The sequence below is a fragment of the Kurthia sibirica genome (assembly GCF_003143975.1).
GTDB classification, from domain to species: Bacteria; Bacillota; Bacilli; order Bacillales_A; family Planococcaceae; genus Kurthia; species Kurthia sibirica.
Map to the genome: position 1 here is coordinate 184,979 of NZ_QFVR01000001.1, position 17,031 is coordinate 202,009.

Consider the following 17,031-nt stretch of genomic DNA (forward strand, 5'->3'; position numbering starts at 1 on the left):
AAATGACATATATTAATGTAATTGGGGCAGGTTTAGCAGGTAGCGAGGCCGCTTGGCAAATAGCAAAACGTGGAATTCAAGTGAAACTATATGAGATGCGCCCGGTTAAACAAACACCAGCACATCATACAGATAAATTTGCGGAGTTAGTTTGTTCAAACTCATTACGTGCAAACACACTGACGAATGCAGTAGGTGTTATTAAGGAAGAGATGCGTAAGCTGGAATCCATTATTATCGAAGCAGCAGATCATTGTTCTGTACCAGCAGGTGGTGCATTGGCAGTAGATCGACATGAATTTTCTGGCTATGTAACAGAAAAGGTGAAAAATCACCCATTAGTTGAAGTGATCAATGAAGAGGTAACGGAGATTCCGAAGGATGGGATCACTGTTATTGCAACGGGTCCTCTTACATCTCCAGAACTTGCAAAGAGCATTCAACAAGCAACGGGGCAAGAGTATTTATACTTTTATGATGCTGCAGCGCCAATCGTTGAAAAAGATAGTATTGATATGGATAAAGTGTATTTAAAATCACGCTACGATAAGGGGGATGCAGCCTATTTAAATTGCCCGATGAATGAAGCAGAATTTTATGCTTTCCAAGAAGCATTGGTGGCAGCAGAGGTAGCACCATTAAAAGAATTTGAAAAAGAAAAGTTCTTTGAAGGTTGTATGCCAATTGAAGTAATGGCTAGTCGTGGTCCAAAAACAATGTTATTTGGACCGATGAAACCAGTCGGTTTGGAAAATCCAAAAACAGGTGAGCGCCCCTATGCGGTTGTACAATTACGCCAAGATGATGCAGCAGGCACACTTTACAATATTGTCGGTTTCCAAACACATTTAAAATGGGGAGAGCAAAAGAAAATTTTCCGCATGATTCCTGGTTTAGAAAATGTTGAAATCGTTCGTTATGGTGTGATGCATCGTAATACATTTATCAATTCACCAACGGCACTCTTACCGACCTATCAACTAAAAAGCCAACCGAATGTGTTTTTTGCAGGACAGATGACCGGTGTTGAAGGCTATGTTGAATCAGCAGGTAGTGGTTTAGTGGCGGGTATTAATGCAGCAATGATGCATATGGAAAAAGAATTAAAGGTATTCCCAGCTGAAACAGCGTTAGGCAGTATGGCTCGTTATATTACGGAAGCCGACCCCAAACATTTTCAACCGATGAATGTCAATTTCGGTTTATTCCCGGCACTTACTGGGAAAAAATTGCGCTCTAAGCTTGAACGTGGTGAAAAACAGGCAGAACGTGCACTACAAACAATTTCTGACTTTATTGACAGAGAAAAAATCTAATAATCCACCATAGTCGTACAATTGTACACTGCATAAAAAAATTTGATTAAGCCAAGCAAAGTTGTTATACTTTGTAAGGCTTTTTTTATCGGTGTTTTATTTGAATTTATAAGGGTGTTGTACAAAAATGCCTTTATTTAGTAGTACAGGACGCAAATTGTCATAAATCTACAGAAAATTAGCATAGTACAAGTACTACATAAGTGTTCTGACTTTCAAAATTATTCTATTAATGCGAGAATAATAAAGAAGTTAGAAAAAGAGGTGTTATAATGAACATCGAAAAAGAAGTAGCACTCCAACAGTTTATTTCATATATTCAGCTGGAGAAAAATTATTCAGCTCTGACAACAGCAGCGTATGAACAAGATATACAGGAGTTTTTTCAGTTTATCGCAGCTGAAGGCTTACGTAATCTTCAAGAAGTAGAGTATGTTCATGCTCGGTTATATGTCACACAATTATATAATGCGCAAAAGGCTAGGGCGACAATCTCGCGTAAGATTTCGTCCATTCGTTCGTTTTTCCGGTTTTTAAATAAAGAGTTTGATCTGGATGATTCATCCTTCCAAGCACTTTACCATCCGAAAAAAGAAGGAAGATTGCCGCGTTTTTTTTATGAGGAAGAGCTTATGCAGCTTTTTGAAGCGAATGAAGGGGAAACACCAAAAGCGATTCGTGATTTAGCAATACTCGAATTACTCTATGCTACGGGCATTCGCGTAAGTGAATTAACATCAATTGAACTTAAAGACGTTGATTTTTCCTTAAGTATTATCCGCGTGATGGGGAAGGGTCGAAAAGAGCGTTATGTACCCTTTGGTCAGTTTGCCCATGAGGCATTGCAACTGTATATCGATCTTGCACGTCCTAGGTTAATGAAGAATAAAAATCATTCATTTTTTTTCGTCAATATGAAGGGTGATGCAGTGACAGCCAGAGGCATACGTTATATATTAAATGAAATGGTTAAAAAAACGCCATTGTCATCTACGATTTATCCACATATGATTCGTCATACCTTTGCTACTCATTTATTGAATAATGGAGCTGACCTCAGGACAGTGCAAGAACTACTTGGACATACAAGCCTATCTTCAACGCAGGTATATACACATGTTACAAAGGAACATCTTCGGAAAACATATATGAATGCTCATCCACGAGCATAAAACAAATTAGGAGTGTGATTTACTATGGAACTACATGCTACTACGATATTTGCAATACAGCATAAAGGTGAATGTGCTATGGCTGGGGATGGACAGGTTACTTTAGGTAATACAGTCGTAATGAAGCACACGGCAAAAAAGGTACGTAAATTGTTTAATGGGCAAGTATTAGCCGGTTTTGCAGGTTCAGTAGCCGATGCATTTACTCTATTTGAAATGTTTGAAAGTAAATTGATTGAATTTAATGGTAATTTACAAAGAGCTTCTGTAGAGGTGGCCAAACAGTGGAGAGGCGATAAAATGCTTCAAAAACTCGAGGCACTTTTACTTGTGATGAATAAGGAAACATTATTGCTCGTATCGGGATCAGGTGAAGTAATTGAACCTGATGATGGTATTTTAGCGATTGGCTCTGGTGGAAACTTTGCGTTATCTGCTGGACGTGCTTTAAAACAATACTCAGGCGAACAGTTATCTGCAAAGGAAATTGCAGAAGCGTCTTTAACAATCGCAGCTGATATTTGTGTATTTACGAATCATAATATAATTGTGGAGGACTTAGACAAATGAAAGAACAAACACCAAAACAAATGACTGAGTATCTTGATCGCTATATCGTGGGACAAACAAATGCCAAAAAATCAGTTGCCGTAGCGCTACGAAATCGTTATCGCAGACAGTTATTACCGAATGAAATGAAGGAAGAAGTTATTCCGAAAAACATTTTAATGATTGGGCCTACAGGTGTTGGTAAAACAGAAATTGCTCGCAGAATTGCAAAACTTGTCAAAGCACCATTTTTAAAAATTGAAGCGACGAAGTTTACAGAAGTAGGCTATGTTGGTCGAGATGTAGAATCAATGGTACGCGATTTAGTAGAAGTGGCAAATCGCCTTGTAAAAGAAGAAAAAACAGAAGAAGTCCGCGAAGAAGCACAAGCATTAGCGAATGAAAAAATCGTTAAATTACTTGTGCCTAGCTTGAAAAAGAAAAAACAAGCAAATACGGGTGGTAATCCTTTTGAAATGCTTTTTGGAGGCGGTCAAGACCATAGTGATGAAGAAGAGAAGGAAATTGACTCGGATGTACGCGTTAAACGTTCTCAAATTGCAGAAGACTTACAAGCCGGTAAGTTAGAAAATGAGATAGTGACAATCGAAGTGACGGAACAATCTTCAAATATGCTTGGTGCACTATCGGGAATGCCTGGTATGGACATGGGCGGTAATAATATTGGCGATATGCTGTCGAATATGATGCCTGCACAAAAGAAAAAACGAAAAGTACAAGTATCTGATGCACGCAGATTATTGACGATGGAAGAAGCCAGTGCTTTGATTGATGCTGATGAAGTTGCAGCAGAGGCTGTACGTCGCGCAGAACAAACAGGCATTATCTTCATTGATGAAATTGATAAAATTGCTGTAAAAGGTCGTGAAGGTGGTGGCGGCGTTTCGCGTGAAGGCGTGCAACGTGATATATTACCAATCGTCGAAGGCTCAACGGTTAATACAAAATACGGTTCGGTGCGAACAGATTTCATGCTCTTTATAGCAGCTGGTGCATTTCATATGTCTAAACCCTCAGACCTTATTCCAGAATTACAAGGTCGATTCCCGATTCGCGTAGAGTTGGAAAAATTAACGAAGGACGATTTCGTTCGTATTTTAAAAGAGCCAGATCATTCATTGATTCGTCAATATAAGGCGTTACTTGAGACAGAGGGTGTAGAAATTGATTTCACAGATGATTCCATTGACAAAATTGCTGAAATCGCATCAAAAGTTAATCAAGAAACAGATAATATTGGCGCGCGCCGTTTGCATACAATTTTAGAAAAATTATTAGAGGATCTATCGTTTGAAGCCTCTGAAATTGCACCAACGCATATTGCTATCACGCCAGCGTATGTGGAACAAAAGCTAGGAGATATAGCAAAAGACAAAGATTTGTCAGAGTTTATCTTATAGTCTATAATGATAAATATTATGAAATATTAAAAAACTTTTGAATATTCCGTAAATAACGGACATTTCATAGGAGGAACTATATAAATGAACTTATTAGAAAAAATCCGCAAAATTAACACGATGTTACAAGCAACGGCTGGGAAGCCAGTAAACTTTAAAGAAATGGCTGAAGCATTAGGTAATGTAATCGATAGTAATGTTTTTATCGTCAGTCGTAAAGGTAAATTATTGGGGATAGAAATTAACCAACAAATCGAGAATGAACGTACTGCAAAAATGTTTGAAGAACGCCAATTCCCAGAAGAGTACACAAAAAACTTATATGATTTCTCAGAAACGATTGCTAATATTGACATCAATGATGAGCATACAGCTTTCCCTGTTGATAATCGTGAAATGTACAAAAATGGTCTTACAACAATCGTTCCTATTAAAGGTGGCGGCGAACGTTTAGGTACACTTATGTTAGCACGTATCGATACACGTTTCGAAGACGAAGATTTAATCCTTGCTGAATACGGTGCTACTGTAGTAGGTATGGAAATTCTGCGTGAAAAAGCAGAAGAAATCGAAGAGGAAGCACGCAGTAAAGCAGTTGTTCAAATGGCAATCAACTCATTATCATATTCTGAATTGGAAGCAATTGAACATATTTTTGAAGAATTAGATGGTTCTGAAGGATTACTAGTAGCTTCTAAAATTGCAGACCGCGTTGGTATTACGCGCTCAGTAATTGTTAATGCATTACGTAAACTGGAATCAGCAGGCGTGATCGAATCACGTTCACTAGGTATGAAAGGGACTTATATTAAAGTATTAAACAACAAGTTCCTAAACGCACTAGCAGAAATTAAAATGCGTTAGTATATAAATTAAATAGGAAAAGTGTTTTTTAAAGTATGTACAATTCTATACTTTAGAAAATGCTTTTTTTTATGGCGGTGAGTGACATTGATTAATTCAATGTTACTCACCTTTTTTTGTATATCAGGTTCTACAATAGTTGTTGGTTTTTCCAAACCACATCTGTTGTGGGTCATTTTTTGTAGACCTCGCCTCAACTTATTTTATAGGAGATGCGAACATGTGATAGTTTGCAGATAAAAAGCGAGCCAGATAGAGATATTGACTCGCTTTCGCTTTGATTATTCGAATAAGTTTTTTAGCAGGAAATCATACTAAAAAACGTATGAAAACGAAGTGCATATGGATTTAGATGATTGGATCTTTATCATGCAAAGATGTTATTGAAAGGGAAGTATAAAAAAAGGGTCATATCTACTAACGTAACGTTTTAAGGGAGATTAATTGACTTACTCAAGGTTTTCATTTAAAAGGGTTAGATCGCATGTGTAGTACTTTGAATGCGCGCTTAAGTCAAGTTGGTCGAAGATTATAATAATAGCTATTACTTGAAGGAAGATTGGGTGAATAGAGTTGTTTACGCATCATCACTAAAAATAAGAATGTAGCTAATAAGATTAAAAAGAAGTTATGAAAGTCGGTACAAGGTCATTAATAGTGAAATATTCTTAAAAATGCTCTATTACTTTAAAAAATGAGAATATTTGCCATTTATAGAAAATTGATGCATAATTATCAGAAAACTTCACTATGTTTCATACTAATAGCAAAAAGTGATTTTTAGTATGCAGAAGAAATAAACTTAAAATATGTACATTTTGTGAAGGAAAATATTGGTCTTTTATTAAAAGCTAGTTATTGCAGTCTTTCCAGTCGTTCGGAAAATAATTCAAATATATTCCAAATAAAATATATGTTGAATGTTACTTTTTGAATACGATGATAAATGTTATAGTGTTTTATTGAAAGTATAAAAAATGGTATATATGACAGAAAGTATCGATGATTAATAATTTGTTTATTATTTGTTTTAAGTGAATAAAAATGCAGTAATCTACATATGTTGTAAAGTGTATAAATTATGTATTAATTGCGAAAAGATATACTAATTAGTTCTAATGAATCAAAATTTTATACTTTATAAATATAAAAGGTATAATAAGCACTATCACTCTAGTGTTTATTACCTTGTGGTTGGATAGTTGAATAGAAATGGTTAATATGCGAAAAAAATGTCTAATAAACACTAAAAAGGTACTTTAGGACTACCTAAATTACTATAATAGTAATAGACACATTGGATTATCTTTATTACAATTAGGGTAGTAAGTGAGACGAGTATTTCCTTAAAGATGAAAATATGGGGTGAATAATTATGAGTCTATTTAGCGGAACGATTGCGAACCTTGAGCAAGGGTTATCATATTCTTCTATTAAAAATAAAACAATTGCACAAAATATTGCGAATGTTGATACACCAAATTATAAAGCAAAAGATGTTAGTTTTAAGCAAATGTTAACGGATGCTCAAACAACGACGTTGAGTGCCAATCGTACGGATGATAAACATATCGATTTCCAAGCGGAAGCAAATACACCTGGTGTATATAGCTATAGTAATTTAAATTACCGTCAAAATGGTAATGGCGTAGATATGGATAAAGAACAAGCAAGCCTAGCAAAAAACACACTTTATTACAATGCATTAATTGAAAGAGTAAGCAGTAAGTACAATACGCTTCAAACAGTAATAAAAGGAGGTAATTAAGCTTGTCTATTTTTCATGGTTTAGATACAACGGGGTCGGCTTTAACAGCACAACGTCTTAGAATGGATGTTATTTCATCTAATATGGCGAACGCGGAAACGACTCGTGCAAAGATGGTGGATGGTGAATGGCAGCCCTATAGAAGAAAAACCGTCACTTTAACTGCACAAGAAGGAGCAGGGTCATTTGCAACGCAACTAAATGCTGCGATTGGTTCTAGTAGTAAGTCTGCTGGTAACGGTGTAAAAGTAACGAAAATAAATGAAGATACAACAACTGATTTTAAACTTACATATGATCCTTCCAATCCAGATGCTGATCAAAATGGATATGTTAAATTATCGAATGTAGATACATTAAAAGAAATGACAGATTTAATGTCTGCAACACGTTCGTACGAAGCGAACGTTACAGTGTTTAACGCCAATAAATCAATGTTGACGAAAGCCTTAGAAATCGGAAAATAGAGTTTTAGGAGGATGAATGATGGACGTTTCTCAAATTGGTATTGTGGCACCAGTCACACCTACAGTTAGCCAGGCAGCCCCTACAAACCAAGTGGCTTCAAAAGAATCTTTTAGCACAATGTTAAAAGATGCAATTGGCTCAGTAAATGAAGCACAACAAAGTTCGGATGTAATGACGAATAAATTGATTACAGGTCAAGACGTAGAACTACATGATGTAATGATTACGGCGCAAAAAGCAAGTGTGACATTAAATACAGCTTTACAGTTCCGCAATAAAGCGGTAGAAGCATATCAAGAAATAATGCGTATGACAGTTTAATCATATGACTAGCTCGCATGGATAAAGAATAGTGATATTCAATGTAACCGGAGGCCTAAAATGAATGATAGATTAACAAAAATCAAATCCGACTTTACGAACTTTTGGAGCAGCCGCTCGAAACGTCAAAAAGGGACGTTAATCGGCTTAATACTCGGAGTTGTGATCGTTGCAGCCTTAGTTACTTTCTTCATGACAAGAGTGACGTACGAACCGCTTTATTCTAACTTAACAACCGCTGAAGTAGGTCAAATTAAAGAACAACTAGATACAGCGGGTACTAAGTATGAAATAACTGCAGGTGGTACAGCCATTTCTGTTCCGAAAGATCAGGTTGATACACTCAAAGTAAGTTTAGCATCAGCGGGTTACCCAAAAAGTGGAGAAATCGATTATTCTTTCTTCTCTCAAAATGCTGGATTTGGTATGACCGATAACGAATTCAATGTCTTAAAAGTAGCTTCTGTGCAAACGGAACTTGCCAATTTAATGAAAAATATTGATGGGGTAAAAGATGCGAAAGTTATGCTATCGATGCCTGAACAAAGTACATTTGTCAGCGATAGTGAGAAAAATAAAGATGCCAGTGCTTCTATTGTATTAAATACAAATCCTGGACAAGAATTTACAGAAGAACAAGTGAAAACACTCTATAAATTAGTAGCGAAAAGCGTACCAAATTTAAGTACGGATAATATTGTAATTACCAATCAATACAATGAATATTTTGATTTAGCAGCTACAGATTCAGCTGAAGGTGCAAATGTGGCAAATGCTGGCACGCAGTTGACGTTGAAAAAACAAATCGAAAAAGACATTCAAAGACAGGTTCAATCGATTCTCGGTAGCATTATGGGAAGTGGTAAAGCAATTGTCTCTGTAACATCTGATATTGACTTTACAAAAGAAAATCGCGAGGAAAATCTCGTGAAACCAGTCGATAAGGAAAATATGTCTGGTATCGAAATTAGCGCACAAAAAATTAATGAGTCATATGCAGGTACAAATGCAGGGGCGACTGGTACACCGGAAGCAGAAACAACTACTGATAATTTTACGAATTATCAAGAAGATACTGGTAGCGGCAATGGTGATTACGAAAAAACATCTGAAACAGTTAATAAAGAAGTGAATCGTATTAAACGTCAAATTGCAGAAAGTCCGTATCGCGTACGTGATTTAGGTATACAGGTTGTTGTTGAACCGCCTACAGCGGATGACCCAACTTCATTGGATCCAACGACTCAAAATGATATTAAAACAATGTTAGCTTCTATCGTAAGAACTTCAATTGATAAAAATGAAGCAGGAACACTATCCGATGCTGAAGTTGAGCAAAAAGTAATCGTTTCTGTACAAAAACTTAACGGTAAACCAGTCACAGATATAGCAACTAAAAGTGCAATCCCTTGGTGGGTTTGGGTTATTGGTGGCGTGTTAGTGGCGGCTATTGCATTATTAGCATTCTTTATTATTCGCGCTCGTAGAAGAACGGCGGAAGAAGAATACTACGAAGAAGAAGAATTTACTAGTTTAGAAGTAGATGATATTTCAGATGAAAAAGAGACAGAGGGAACCGTTCGACGTAAGCAGTTAGAGAAGATGGCTAAAGATAAGCCGGAAGATTTCGCAAAACTATTACGATCGTGGATTTCTGAGGAATAGTAGGGGAGGCTTATTTTCGTGGCAACAAAGAAAGAGAAAGACTTATCAGGTAAACAAAAAGCCGCACTCTTACTAATTTCCTTAGGGCCTGAAGTGTCGGCAGCGGTTTACAAACATTTAAATGAAGATGAAATTGAAAAATTAACATTAGAAATTTCCAGCGTTAAACGAGTAGAAGCAGATGTTAAGGAAGAAATTATAGAAGAATTCCATACGATTGCACTCGCTCAAGATTATATTTCCCAAGGTGGTATTGGTTATGCTAAAACCGTCTTGGAAAAAGCATTAGGCAACGAACAGGCCTTGGCGATTATTAATCGCCTGACATCATCATTACAAGTTAGACCATTTGATTTTGCACGTAGAACAGACCCAGCTCAAATTTTCAATTTTATTCAAAATGAACATCCACAGACAATTGCTTTAATTTTATCTTATTTAGAGCCTGCGCAAGCGGGAACGATTTTATCATCCTTACCACAGGAAGTTCAAGCGGACATCGCAAAACGGATTGCTACGATGGAATCAACGTCACCAGAAGTAATTAGTGAAATAGAATCTGTATTAGAACGTAAATTGTCGTCAACTGTCACACAGGATTACACAGAAACAGGTGGCGTAGATGCAGTTGTTGAAGTGTTGAATGGTGTTGATAGACAAACGGAGAAAACAATTCTTGACGCGCTTGAAATACAAGATCCTGAGCTTGCAGAAGAGATTAAAAAACGTATGTTTGTCTTCGAAGACATTGTTACGCTTGATAATCGTTCGATTCAACGTGTTATTCGAGATTCAGAGAATGAAGATCTTATGTTAGCAATGAAGGTTTCAAGCGAGGATGTTAAAGAAATTATTTTCAAAAACATGTCTCAACGTATGGCAGAAACATTCAAGGAAGAGATGGATGTCATGGGACCTGTTCGTTTACGCGATGTAGAAGATGCTCAAACACGGATCGTCGCCGTAACGAGAAGATTAGAAGATGCTGGTGAAATTATTATTGCCCGTGGTGGAGGAGATGACGTAATTGTCTAGAATCATTCGACAGCATGCGGAATCAGAACATGATAGCAACATTAGAAAAATAGAAGTACGTAGTTTTTCTTTTACGAAAAATCTTAGTGAAGCGAGCGACGTAGTTGATGGTTTGTCTATTGAACATCTGTTGGACGAGCAGCAAAGAATGCAACAAGCATTCTCGGAAGAAAAAATAGCAACTATTGCAAAAATTGAGCAGCAGCGACAAAATGCTGCTGCTGAGATTGATGCCGCACGTCAGGCTTGGGAACAGGACAAGCAAATATTGGAAAAAAAAGCATATGATGAAGGTTTTGCTGAAGGTTTTGAAGATGCGACATTAAAAGTACAACATACTATGTCAGATAAGATTAGTGAAGCAAATAATACGGCACTATTAGCGGTCGAAAATGGCAATGCTTATTTACAAGCACAAGAAAAGTTGATTTTAGAACTTGCTATTCGATCGGCATCAAGAATCGTCAATCAGCAATTAAAAGACGAACCGCAATTGTATTTGCAAATAATTGAACGCGCATTAAAAGAAGCGCGTGAAGCAGAATATATTAAAATTTTCACCTCTGTGCAATATTTTGATAGCGTTACGAACAATCGAGAAGAGTTTGCAACATTATTCCCACCAGATGTTCAATTTATGATTTTTATAGATGATGACTTAACAGGGGCAGAGTGTTATTTAGAAACAAATACAGGTCGCCTCATGGTAACGCTTGATGATCAATTTAATATGTTGAAAAAGGGTTTATTAGAAATTATAGAAAGTGTGGATTGATGACGATGAAGGCTGCTGATTTATTAGAGCATATTACAGCGATTCCAACATTTAAAAAGTTTGGTAAAATATCGCGTGTTGTCGGACTTATGATCGAATCAAATGGTCCCCAAAGTTCGATCGGTGATGTCTGTAAAATACATGTCAATTCTTCGCAGCTCGGTCATCAAGAAATACTTGCAGAGGTCGTGGGTTTTAAAGATGATACAGTCGTCTTAATGCCATTTACCTCCTTGCGTGATATATCAATTGGATGTTTAGTAGAAGGTACAGGAAAGCCACTCGAAGTGAAAGTTGGACCAGAACTTATCGGTAAAATCCTAGATTCAATGGGAAGACCGATGGATGGTTCGTTGCTTCCGGGAGGCTTAAGTACTGTTCAAACTGAAGGAGAACCACCAAACCCTTTAACACGACCACCAATCGAGGAGCCGCTTGAAGTCGGGGTAAAAGCAATTGACGGTATGCTTACAGTTGGTAAAGGGCAAAGGGTTGGTATTTTTGCTGGTTCAGGTGTTGGTAAAAGTACATTACTTGGTATGATTGCACGTAATACGACGGCTGATTTAAACGTGATTGCACTTGTAGGAGAACGTGGCCGTGAAGTAAGAGAATTTATTGAACGTGATTTGGGTCCAGAAGGACTTAAACGTTCCATCATTGTTGCAGCAACATCAGATCAACCTGCTTTGATGCGTATAAAAGGAGCATTTACAGCAACAGCAATTGCAGAATACTTCCGAGAAAAAGGTCTCAATGTTATGTTGATGATGGATTCAGTAACACGTATTGCTATGGCGCAACGTGAGGTCGGCTTAGCTACAGGCGAACCACCTGCTCAAAAAGGGTATACACCCTCTGTTTTCGCAATTTTACCTAAGTTATTAGAGCGAACAGGTACAAATGAAAAAGGTTCTATTACAGCCTTTTATACGGTACTTGTTGATGGTGATGATATGAATGAGCCAATTGCTGATACAGTTCGTGGTATTTTAGATGGCCATATTGTTTTAGATCGTAATCTAGCAAATAAAGGACAGTATCCTGCAATCAATGTTTTAAAATCAGTCAGTCGACTGATGAATCATATTGCCAGTAAAGAACATATCGCGGCAGCAACACGCTTGAGAGAACTCTACTATACATATAGTAAAAATGAAGATTTGATTAATATTGGTGCTTATAAAAAGGGTTCCTCACAAGAAGTTGATGAAGCAATCCACTATGAACCGCTTATTACAAATTATTTGAAACAAGGATTTATGGACCCCGTGTCCAAGGAAGAAAGTATAAACGAACTAATCAATCTTGCAAAGGGTGGAGCGAATGACTAAAGCATATCGTTATCGATTCGATCAAGTAATGGTTATTAAAGAACAAGAGAAAAATGAATCTGAGATGGCCTATAAAGAATCAGTTAGTATCTTTGAGGTGATTGCAACACAACTCTATGATGCATTGAAAAAAAAAGAAAATTTATTAATTTTTCAACAGCAAAAACTAGTAGATGGGCTAAGCGTCTTAGAAATGCACAATTACGCGGGCTTTATTGATAGCTTAGAGAAAAAAATAGCTGAATTACAAACAAAGGTAATCCAGGCGCGTTCAAAAATGGACTGGTTTGAACAAAAACTAATCGAGATTTCACTTGAATATAAAAAATATGAAAAAATGAAAGAAAAAGACTTAGAGGTATATTTGAAAGAAGAAGATCGTCTTGAGTTGATTCAACTGGACGAAATTTCGCAAATTGCCTTTTACAATAAGGAAGCAAGGTGAAGACATGGCGAAAAAACCAGCACCCACTAAAAGACCTAATAATAAAAATAGAAGCATTGTTACTGCTGAGGAAACTCAACAAACAAAATCGCCAGGTAAGTTACAAAAACTATTTTTTTGGGTAATAATACCTGTTTTATTCACTTTGGCAATCGGTTTAATAGTTGCAGAAGTAACAGGTACAAACGTTTTTGAAAAAGCAAAATCGGTAATTGGAGCAGGCGATTCTACACAAAAAGAAACATCGGATGAAGCGGTGGAAAATTACAATAAACAAATCGTCAGCCTAAAAGCTTCTATTAAAGAAAAAGATACGATTGTCGCGAAATTACAAGGTCAGCTAGATAGTACAAAAACAGACACATCAAAAGCCGAGATTGAAAAGAAACGACTTGAAGCAGAAATAAAAAAATTACAAAATTCTAAAGCAGATACGAAAACAGATATTGCGACTGTTATTAAAACCTATGAGCAAATGGCACCTAAGAAATCAGCACCTATTTTATCTGCGATGTCAGATAAAGAAGCTATGAAGATTTTAAAAGGTTTAAAACCGGTGACATTAGCAACTATTTTAGAAAAAATGACACCAGAAAAAGCTGCTAAGTATACCGAACAACTGTCTAAGAATAAATAAGTATAGAGGGGAGGTGACTTGAAAGTGGTGAATATAGCGTCATTTGATCAAGCTGTTCAAGTAAGAAATCAGCCGGTAGCGCCAGCACAAAATACAGCAACTTCAAACCAGAACTTTAGCAACTCACTGAAAACAGCAACAGATGCACAAGCAACAACAGTAATAGATGACAAAATAACTATGAGCGACAGCCACTCTGTTGTCGAAGAAAAGGTAGAGCAAGAGGACTCAAAACCATTAACACTTGATTTTTTACTACCCACTCCAAAAGTCGAAGTTATGCAAGAAGAAGTATTAGGTATTGATTTAGCTGCATTATTTAATGCCACAAGTATTGAAGATATAACAACTTTAATGGGTGGTAAGTTTACTGTCGATTCAATGGCCGGTCAAGGATTGTCTACAGAAAACCTTGCGCAAGCATTGGGCATGACAGCAACAGACTTGCAGCAATTATTGACGAAACTTACGGGACAACAAGGTCCTCAAGATTTATGGGTAGCTCTTGGGAAAATGGATGATCAAATATCAGCTGTATTAGGTAAAATTGCGGCAGCATTAAACGGTGCAGAAAATGCCATCTTATCTAAAAAGGATGCACAAGCAGCAGTTGCTTTATTTAAATTAGTCGATCTAGTAGCACCTAAAACAGATTTATTATTAAAACAAGAGTTACAAAGTAGTCAAATGAAAGATTGGTTAACAACACTTGCAGCAACGGTAACAACTAAAACAACTGAAAAAGCAGTAGCACTTCCTTTTGCTAATAAACTATTTAATTTTAAACCGATAGTAGCTACTGAAACACAATCGACACAACAGTTAGTACCGACAGCGACAGCAACGAAAGCGACTGTTGTGACAATGACTTTACCAACCGCTCCACAGGCACAAGCGAGTAAGTTTGTTGAGGAGTTTCAATCAATTATGAATCGTGCACAGTTTGCAAGCAATGCAGCAAGCACACGTTTATTAATCAAATTGTATCCGGAAAATTTGGGGACAATTCGCTTAGAATTAATACAAAAAGATGGTGTATTATCCGCTAAGCTATTAGCTTCTACAGCATTGGGTAAACAGATGTTAGATAGTTCTTTACATCAGTTAAAACAAGGTTTTGTCAGTCAAAACATTCAGCTTGACCGCCTAGAAGTAACGCAGGCTTTAAGCGAACCAAATAAAGGTGAACGTGGTCATCAATTCGGTCAAAACACACCAAATAACAAAGGTTCTGACGACGAAGAACACAATGACAAAAAAGTAGAAAATCATATGAGTTTTGATGATTTATTAGCTGAAATGGAGGAATAATTATGACGGAAACAAAAGGTATTACATCTGATTATTATATGCCTACTCAAACAAAAAAGACGGGCGATAGTAATTTAGGTAAAGATGATTTCTTGAAAATTCTCATTACGCAATTACAAAATCAAGATCCAACTAGTCCAATGGATGATAAAGAATTCATCTCTCAAATGGCCCAATTTTCTTCCTTAGAACAAATGCAAAATATTGCAACCTCCATGAATAATTTAACAGCTATGACACAACAATCCCAACTGATTCAATTCAATTCATTCATTGGTAAAAATGTAACATGGCATGAAGCATCTGATACTGTAGGTGAAGATGGAAAACCAATCGTGAATTCAGGTACCGAAAAAGTAATGAGTGTGAAGTATGATGGTTCTGAAGCGAAATTTGTTTTGGAAAGCGGTAAAATCATTTCCGCATCCAATATTTCAGAAGTATTGGATACAACAAGTTCAAATTCGACAAATTCATTGGTCGAAGCGAGCATGCTCATTGGTAAAAAAATCAGCTATAAAGATGCAGAAGGTAATGATATTTCCGATATAGTAAATTCCGTAACGAAAAAAGATGGTAAGGTACAGTATTTATTATCAAATGGTGCATCCGTTACGGGCGATCAATTCACATCTATTTCTGGGTAGGTTATTCATATGAAGCCAATTCGTTTAAATCAACCGATGCCTATTCCGCAGCAACAATTCAAAAATAAATCAGTGAAACAATTACCACAAAACTCATTTGCGCGTATTTTACATACAGCGAATCAGGACATTAAAGTTAGTAAGCATGCACAACAACGTATTGAACAAAGAAAAATAGATATATCAGCAACAGAATGGCATGCAATAGAAGAAAAAATAGTCTCCGCTCACAAAAAAGGCTTAAATGATGCGCTTGTTTTAACAAAAAATGCTGCGCTCATCATCAATGTCAAAAATCAAACGGTTATAACGGCGATGAATCGCCAAGAAGCAAATGATCAAATTTTTACAAATATCGATGGTGCAATTGTGTTATAGGCGGGACCTGTTAAAGGGCGCCTTTTCGGTACTACTGACTGATTGATGTAGTACATCCAAAATCGAAGGGAGAAAACAATAATGTTACGTTCAATGTACTCAGGTATTAGTGGTTTAAAAAATTTCCAAACAAAATTAGATGTAATCGGTAATAATATTGCCAATGTCAATACTTACGGATTTAAAAAGGGGCGCGTAATCTTTAAAGATTTAATGTCTCAAACTGTAGCAGGTGCAAGTGCACCCGGAGATAATTTAGGGGGTACAAATGCTAAACAAATCGGTTTAGGTGCTAGTTTAGCAGCAATCGATACCAACCATGAAAAAGGTTCTTTCCAAACGACGAACCGTACATTGGATATTGTCATTAATGGTGATGGCTATTTATCCTTTACGGATGGTACAAACACATCGTATACGCGAGCAGGGAATTTATATTTGGATAGCGCAGGTACACTTGTCTCACCAGATGGTAAAAAGCTGTTAACGGAAGGCGGCAATACTTTCCCGCCAATCCCTTCAACTGCAACAAACCTAACGATTGGTCAAGATGGTACCGTATCATATGTTGAAAATGGTACGCTCGTTGCGTTAGATAAAATTGCGGTTACGCGTTTTTCAAACCCAGAAGGTTTAACTAAAACGGGTGGTAATTACTTTGCGGTATCAAATAACTCTGGTGAACCATCAGCTTCAAAAACAGCTGGTTCAGATGGTAATGGTACGATCGAATCTGGTTTCATCGAAATGTCGAATGTTGACTTATCAGAAGAATTTACTGAAATGATCGTCGCACAACGTGGATTCCAAGCAAACTCACGTATTATTACAACTTCAGATGAAATTTTACAAGAGTTAGTAAATCTTAAACGTTAATGACTAAGTTTTAAAAAAGGAAGGGGGGCCGGGCTAGTGCTCTTGTAGA

The 17,031-nt window shown here is 36.8% G+C and carries 18 protein-coding genes; all 18 read left to right on the plus strand.

What is annotated here, in order from left to right; translation table 11 throughout:
- Nucleotides 1-2 precede the first annotated feature (2 nt).
- Nucleotides 3-1,316: an FADH(2)-oxidizing methylenetetrahydrofolate--tRNA-(uracil(54)-C(5))-methyltransferase TrmFO gene (trmFO, locus tag DEX24_RS00885; protein ID WP_109304509.1), complete on the plus strand. Its 1,314-nt coding sequence runs from the start codon at nt 3-5 to the stop codon at nt 1,314-1,316.
- A gap of 272 nt (nt 1,317-1,588) precedes the next feature.
- On the plus strand, nt 1,589-2,488 hold the full coding sequence (xerC, locus tag DEX24_RS00890; RefSeq protein ID WP_109304510.1) for a tyrosine recombinase XerC: 900 nt from the start codon (nt 1,589-1,591) through the stop codon (nt 2,486-2,488).
- Between the two features lie 24 nt (nt 2,489-2,512).
- Nucleotides 2,513-3,058 (plus strand): ATP-dependent protease subunit HslV, encoded by a 546-nt coding sequence (gene hslV / locus DEX24_RS00895; protein ID WP_109304511.1) that lies wholly within the window; start codon nt 2,513-2,515, stop codon nt 3,056-3,058.
- Nucleotides 3,055-4,458: an ATP-dependent protease ATPase subunit HslU gene (gene hslU / locus DEX24_RS00900; RefSeq protein ID WP_109304512.1), complete on the plus strand. Its 1,404-nt coding sequence runs from the start codon at nt 3,055-3,057 to the stop codon at nt 4,456-4,458. Before hslV ends, hslU begins: the two co-directional genes overlap by 4 nt.
- An 84-nt stretch (nt 4,459-4,542) precedes the next feature.
- Nucleotides 4,543-5,322 carry a GTP-sensing pleiotropic transcriptional regulator CodY gene (codY, locus tag DEX24_RS00905; RefSeq protein WP_109304513.1) on the plus strand — a complete coding sequence of 260 codons (780 nt, stop codon included), beginning with the start codon at nt 4,543-4,545 and terminating at the stop codon, nt 5,320-5,322.
- Nucleotides 5,323-6,697: 1,375 nt separating this feature from the next.
- Entirely contained in the window at nt 6,698-7,090 is a 393-nt protein-coding gene (gene flgB / locus DEX24_RS00910) for a flagellar basal body rod protein FlgB (protein WP_109304514.1), read from the plus strand.
- 2 nt (nt 7,091-7,092) lie between these two features.
- Nucleotides 7,093-7,557, plus strand: coding sequence for a flagellar basal body rod protein FlgC (gene flgC / locus DEX24_RS00915; protein ID WP_109304515.1), 465 nt, complete (start codon nt 7,093-7,095; stop codon nt 7,555-7,557).
- A gap of 19 nt (nt 7,558-7,576) precedes the next feature.
- Nucleotides 7,577-7,879, plus strand: a complete 303-nt coding sequence (gene fliE, locus DEX24_RS00920) for a flagellar hook-basal body complex protein FliE (protein WP_109304516.1) — start codon at nt 7,577-7,579, stop codon at nt 7,877-7,879.
- A 60-nt stretch (nt 7,880-7,939) separates the two neighbouring features.
- Nucleotides 7,940-9,544: a flagellar basal-body MS-ring/collar protein FliF gene (gene fliF / locus DEX24_RS00925; protein WP_109304517.1), complete on the plus strand. Its 1,605-nt coding sequence runs from the start codon at nt 7,940-7,942 to the stop codon at nt 9,542-9,544.
- 18 nt (nt 9,545-9,562) lie between these two features.
- Nucleotides 9,563-10,579: a flagellar motor switch protein FliG gene (fliG, locus tag DEX24_RS00930; protein WP_109304518.1), complete on the plus strand. Its 1,017-nt coding sequence runs from the start codon at nt 9,563-9,565 to the stop codon at nt 10,577-10,579.
- Nucleotides 10,572-11,354 (plus strand): FliH/SctL family protein, encoded by a 783-nt coding sequence (locus DEX24_RS00935; RefSeq protein WP_109304519.1) that lies wholly within the window; start codon nt 10,572-10,574, stop codon nt 11,352-11,354. Before fliG ends, DEX24_RS00935 begins: the two co-directional genes overlap by 8 nt.
- A gap of 5 nt (nt 11,355-11,359) precedes the next feature.
- Nucleotides 11,360-12,688, plus strand: coding sequence for a flagellar protein export ATPase FliI (gene fliI, locus DEX24_RS00940; protein WP_109304668.1), 1,329 nt, complete (start codon nt 11,360-11,362; stop codon nt 12,686-12,688).
- Nucleotides 12,681-13,133, plus strand: coding sequence for a flagellar export protein FliJ (gene fliJ / locus DEX24_RS00945; protein WP_109304520.1), 453 nt, complete (start codon nt 12,681-12,683; stop codon nt 13,131-13,133). The genes fliI and fliJ overlap by 8 nt, the downstream gene beginning before the upstream one ends.
- A 4-nt stretch (nt 13,134-13,137) precedes the next feature.
- The gene (locus DEX24_RS00950; protein ID WP_109304521.1) at nt 13,138-13,770 is read left to right on the plus strand and encodes a MotE family protein; all 633 of its coding nucleotides are present in this window, start codon (nt 13,138-13,140) and stop codon (nt 13,768-13,770) included.
- A gap of 24 nt (nt 13,771-13,794) precedes the next feature.
- On the plus strand, nt 13,795-15,081 hold the full coding sequence (locus DEX24_RS00955; protein WP_109304522.1) for a flagellar hook-length control protein FliK: 1,287 nt from the start codon (nt 13,795-13,797) through the stop codon (nt 15,079-15,081).
- Nucleotides 15,082-15,083: 2 nt separating this feature from the next.
- Nucleotides 15,084-15,728, plus strand: a complete 645-nt coding sequence (gene flgD, locus DEX24_RS00960; RefSeq protein ID WP_109304523.1) for a flagellar hook assembly protein FlgD — start codon at nt 15,084-15,086, stop codon at nt 15,726-15,728.
- Nucleotides 15,729-15,737: 9 nt separating this feature from the next.
- A complete protein-coding gene (locus DEX24_RS00965; protein WP_109304524.1) occupies nt 15,738-16,106 on the plus strand; it encodes a TIGR02530 family flagellar biosynthesis protein in 369 nt (122 codons plus the stop codon).
- A gap of 81 nt (nt 16,107-16,187) precedes the next feature.
- Nucleotides 16,188-16,982 (plus strand): flagellar basal body rod protein FlgG, encoded by a 795-nt coding sequence (gene flgG, locus DEX24_RS00970; protein ID WP_109304525.1) that lies wholly within the window; start codon nt 16,188-16,190, stop codon nt 16,980-16,982.
- Nucleotides 16,983-17,031 lie beyond the last annotated feature (49 nt).

Excerpts from the sequence above, each read along its gene's own strand:
- trmFO (WP_109304509.1), top strand. The coding sequence starts at position 3 with ATGACATATATTAATGTAATTGGGGCAGGTTTAGCAGGTAGCGAGGCC.
- xerC (WP_109304510.1), top strand. The coding sequence starts at position 1,589 with ATGAACATCGAAAAAGAAGTAGCACTCCAACAGTTTATTTCATATATT.
- hslV (WP_109304511.1), top strand. The coding sequence starts at position 2,513 with ATGGAACTACATGCTACTACGATATTTGCAATACAGCATAAAGGTGAA.
- hslU (WP_109304512.1), top strand. The coding sequence starts at position 3,055 with ATGAAAGAACAAACACCAAAACAAATGACTGAGTATCTTGATCGCTAT.
- codY (WP_109304513.1), top strand. The coding sequence starts at position 4,543 with ATGAACTTATTAGAAAAAATCCGCAAAATTAACACGATGTTACAAGCA.
- flgB (WP_109304514.1), top strand. The coding sequence starts at position 6,698 with ATGAGTCTATTTAGCGGAACGATTGCGAACCTTGAGCAAGGGTTATCA.
- fliE (WP_109304516.1), top strand. The coding sequence starts at position 7,577 with ATGGACGTTTCTCAAATTGGTATTGTGGCACCAGTCACACCTACAGTT.
- fliF (WP_109304517.1), top strand. The coding sequence starts at position 7,940 with ATGAATGATAGATTAACAAAAATCAAATCCGACTTTACGAACTTTTGG.
- fliI (WP_109304668.1), top strand. The coding sequence starts at position 11,360 with ATGAAGGCTGCTGATTTATTAGAGCATATTACAGCGATTCCAACATTT.
- fliJ (WP_109304520.1), top strand. The coding sequence starts at position 12,681 with ATGACTAAAGCATATCGTTATCGATTCGATCAAGTAATGGTTATTAAA.
- DEX24_RS00950 (WP_109304521.1), top strand. The coding sequence starts at position 13,138 with ATGGCGAAAAAACCAGCACCCACTAAAAGACCTAATAATAAAAATAGA.
- flgD (WP_109304523.1), top strand. The coding sequence starts at position 15,084 with ATGACGGAAACAAAAGGTATTACATCTGATTATTATATGCCTACTCAA.
- DEX24_RS00965 (WP_109304524.1), top strand. The coding sequence starts at position 15,738 with ATGAAGCCAATTCGTTTAAATCAACCGATGCCTATTCCGCAGCAACAA.
- flgG (WP_109304525.1), top strand. The coding sequence starts at position 16,188 with ATGTTACGTTCAATGTACTCAGGTATTAGTGGTTTAAAAAATTTCCAA.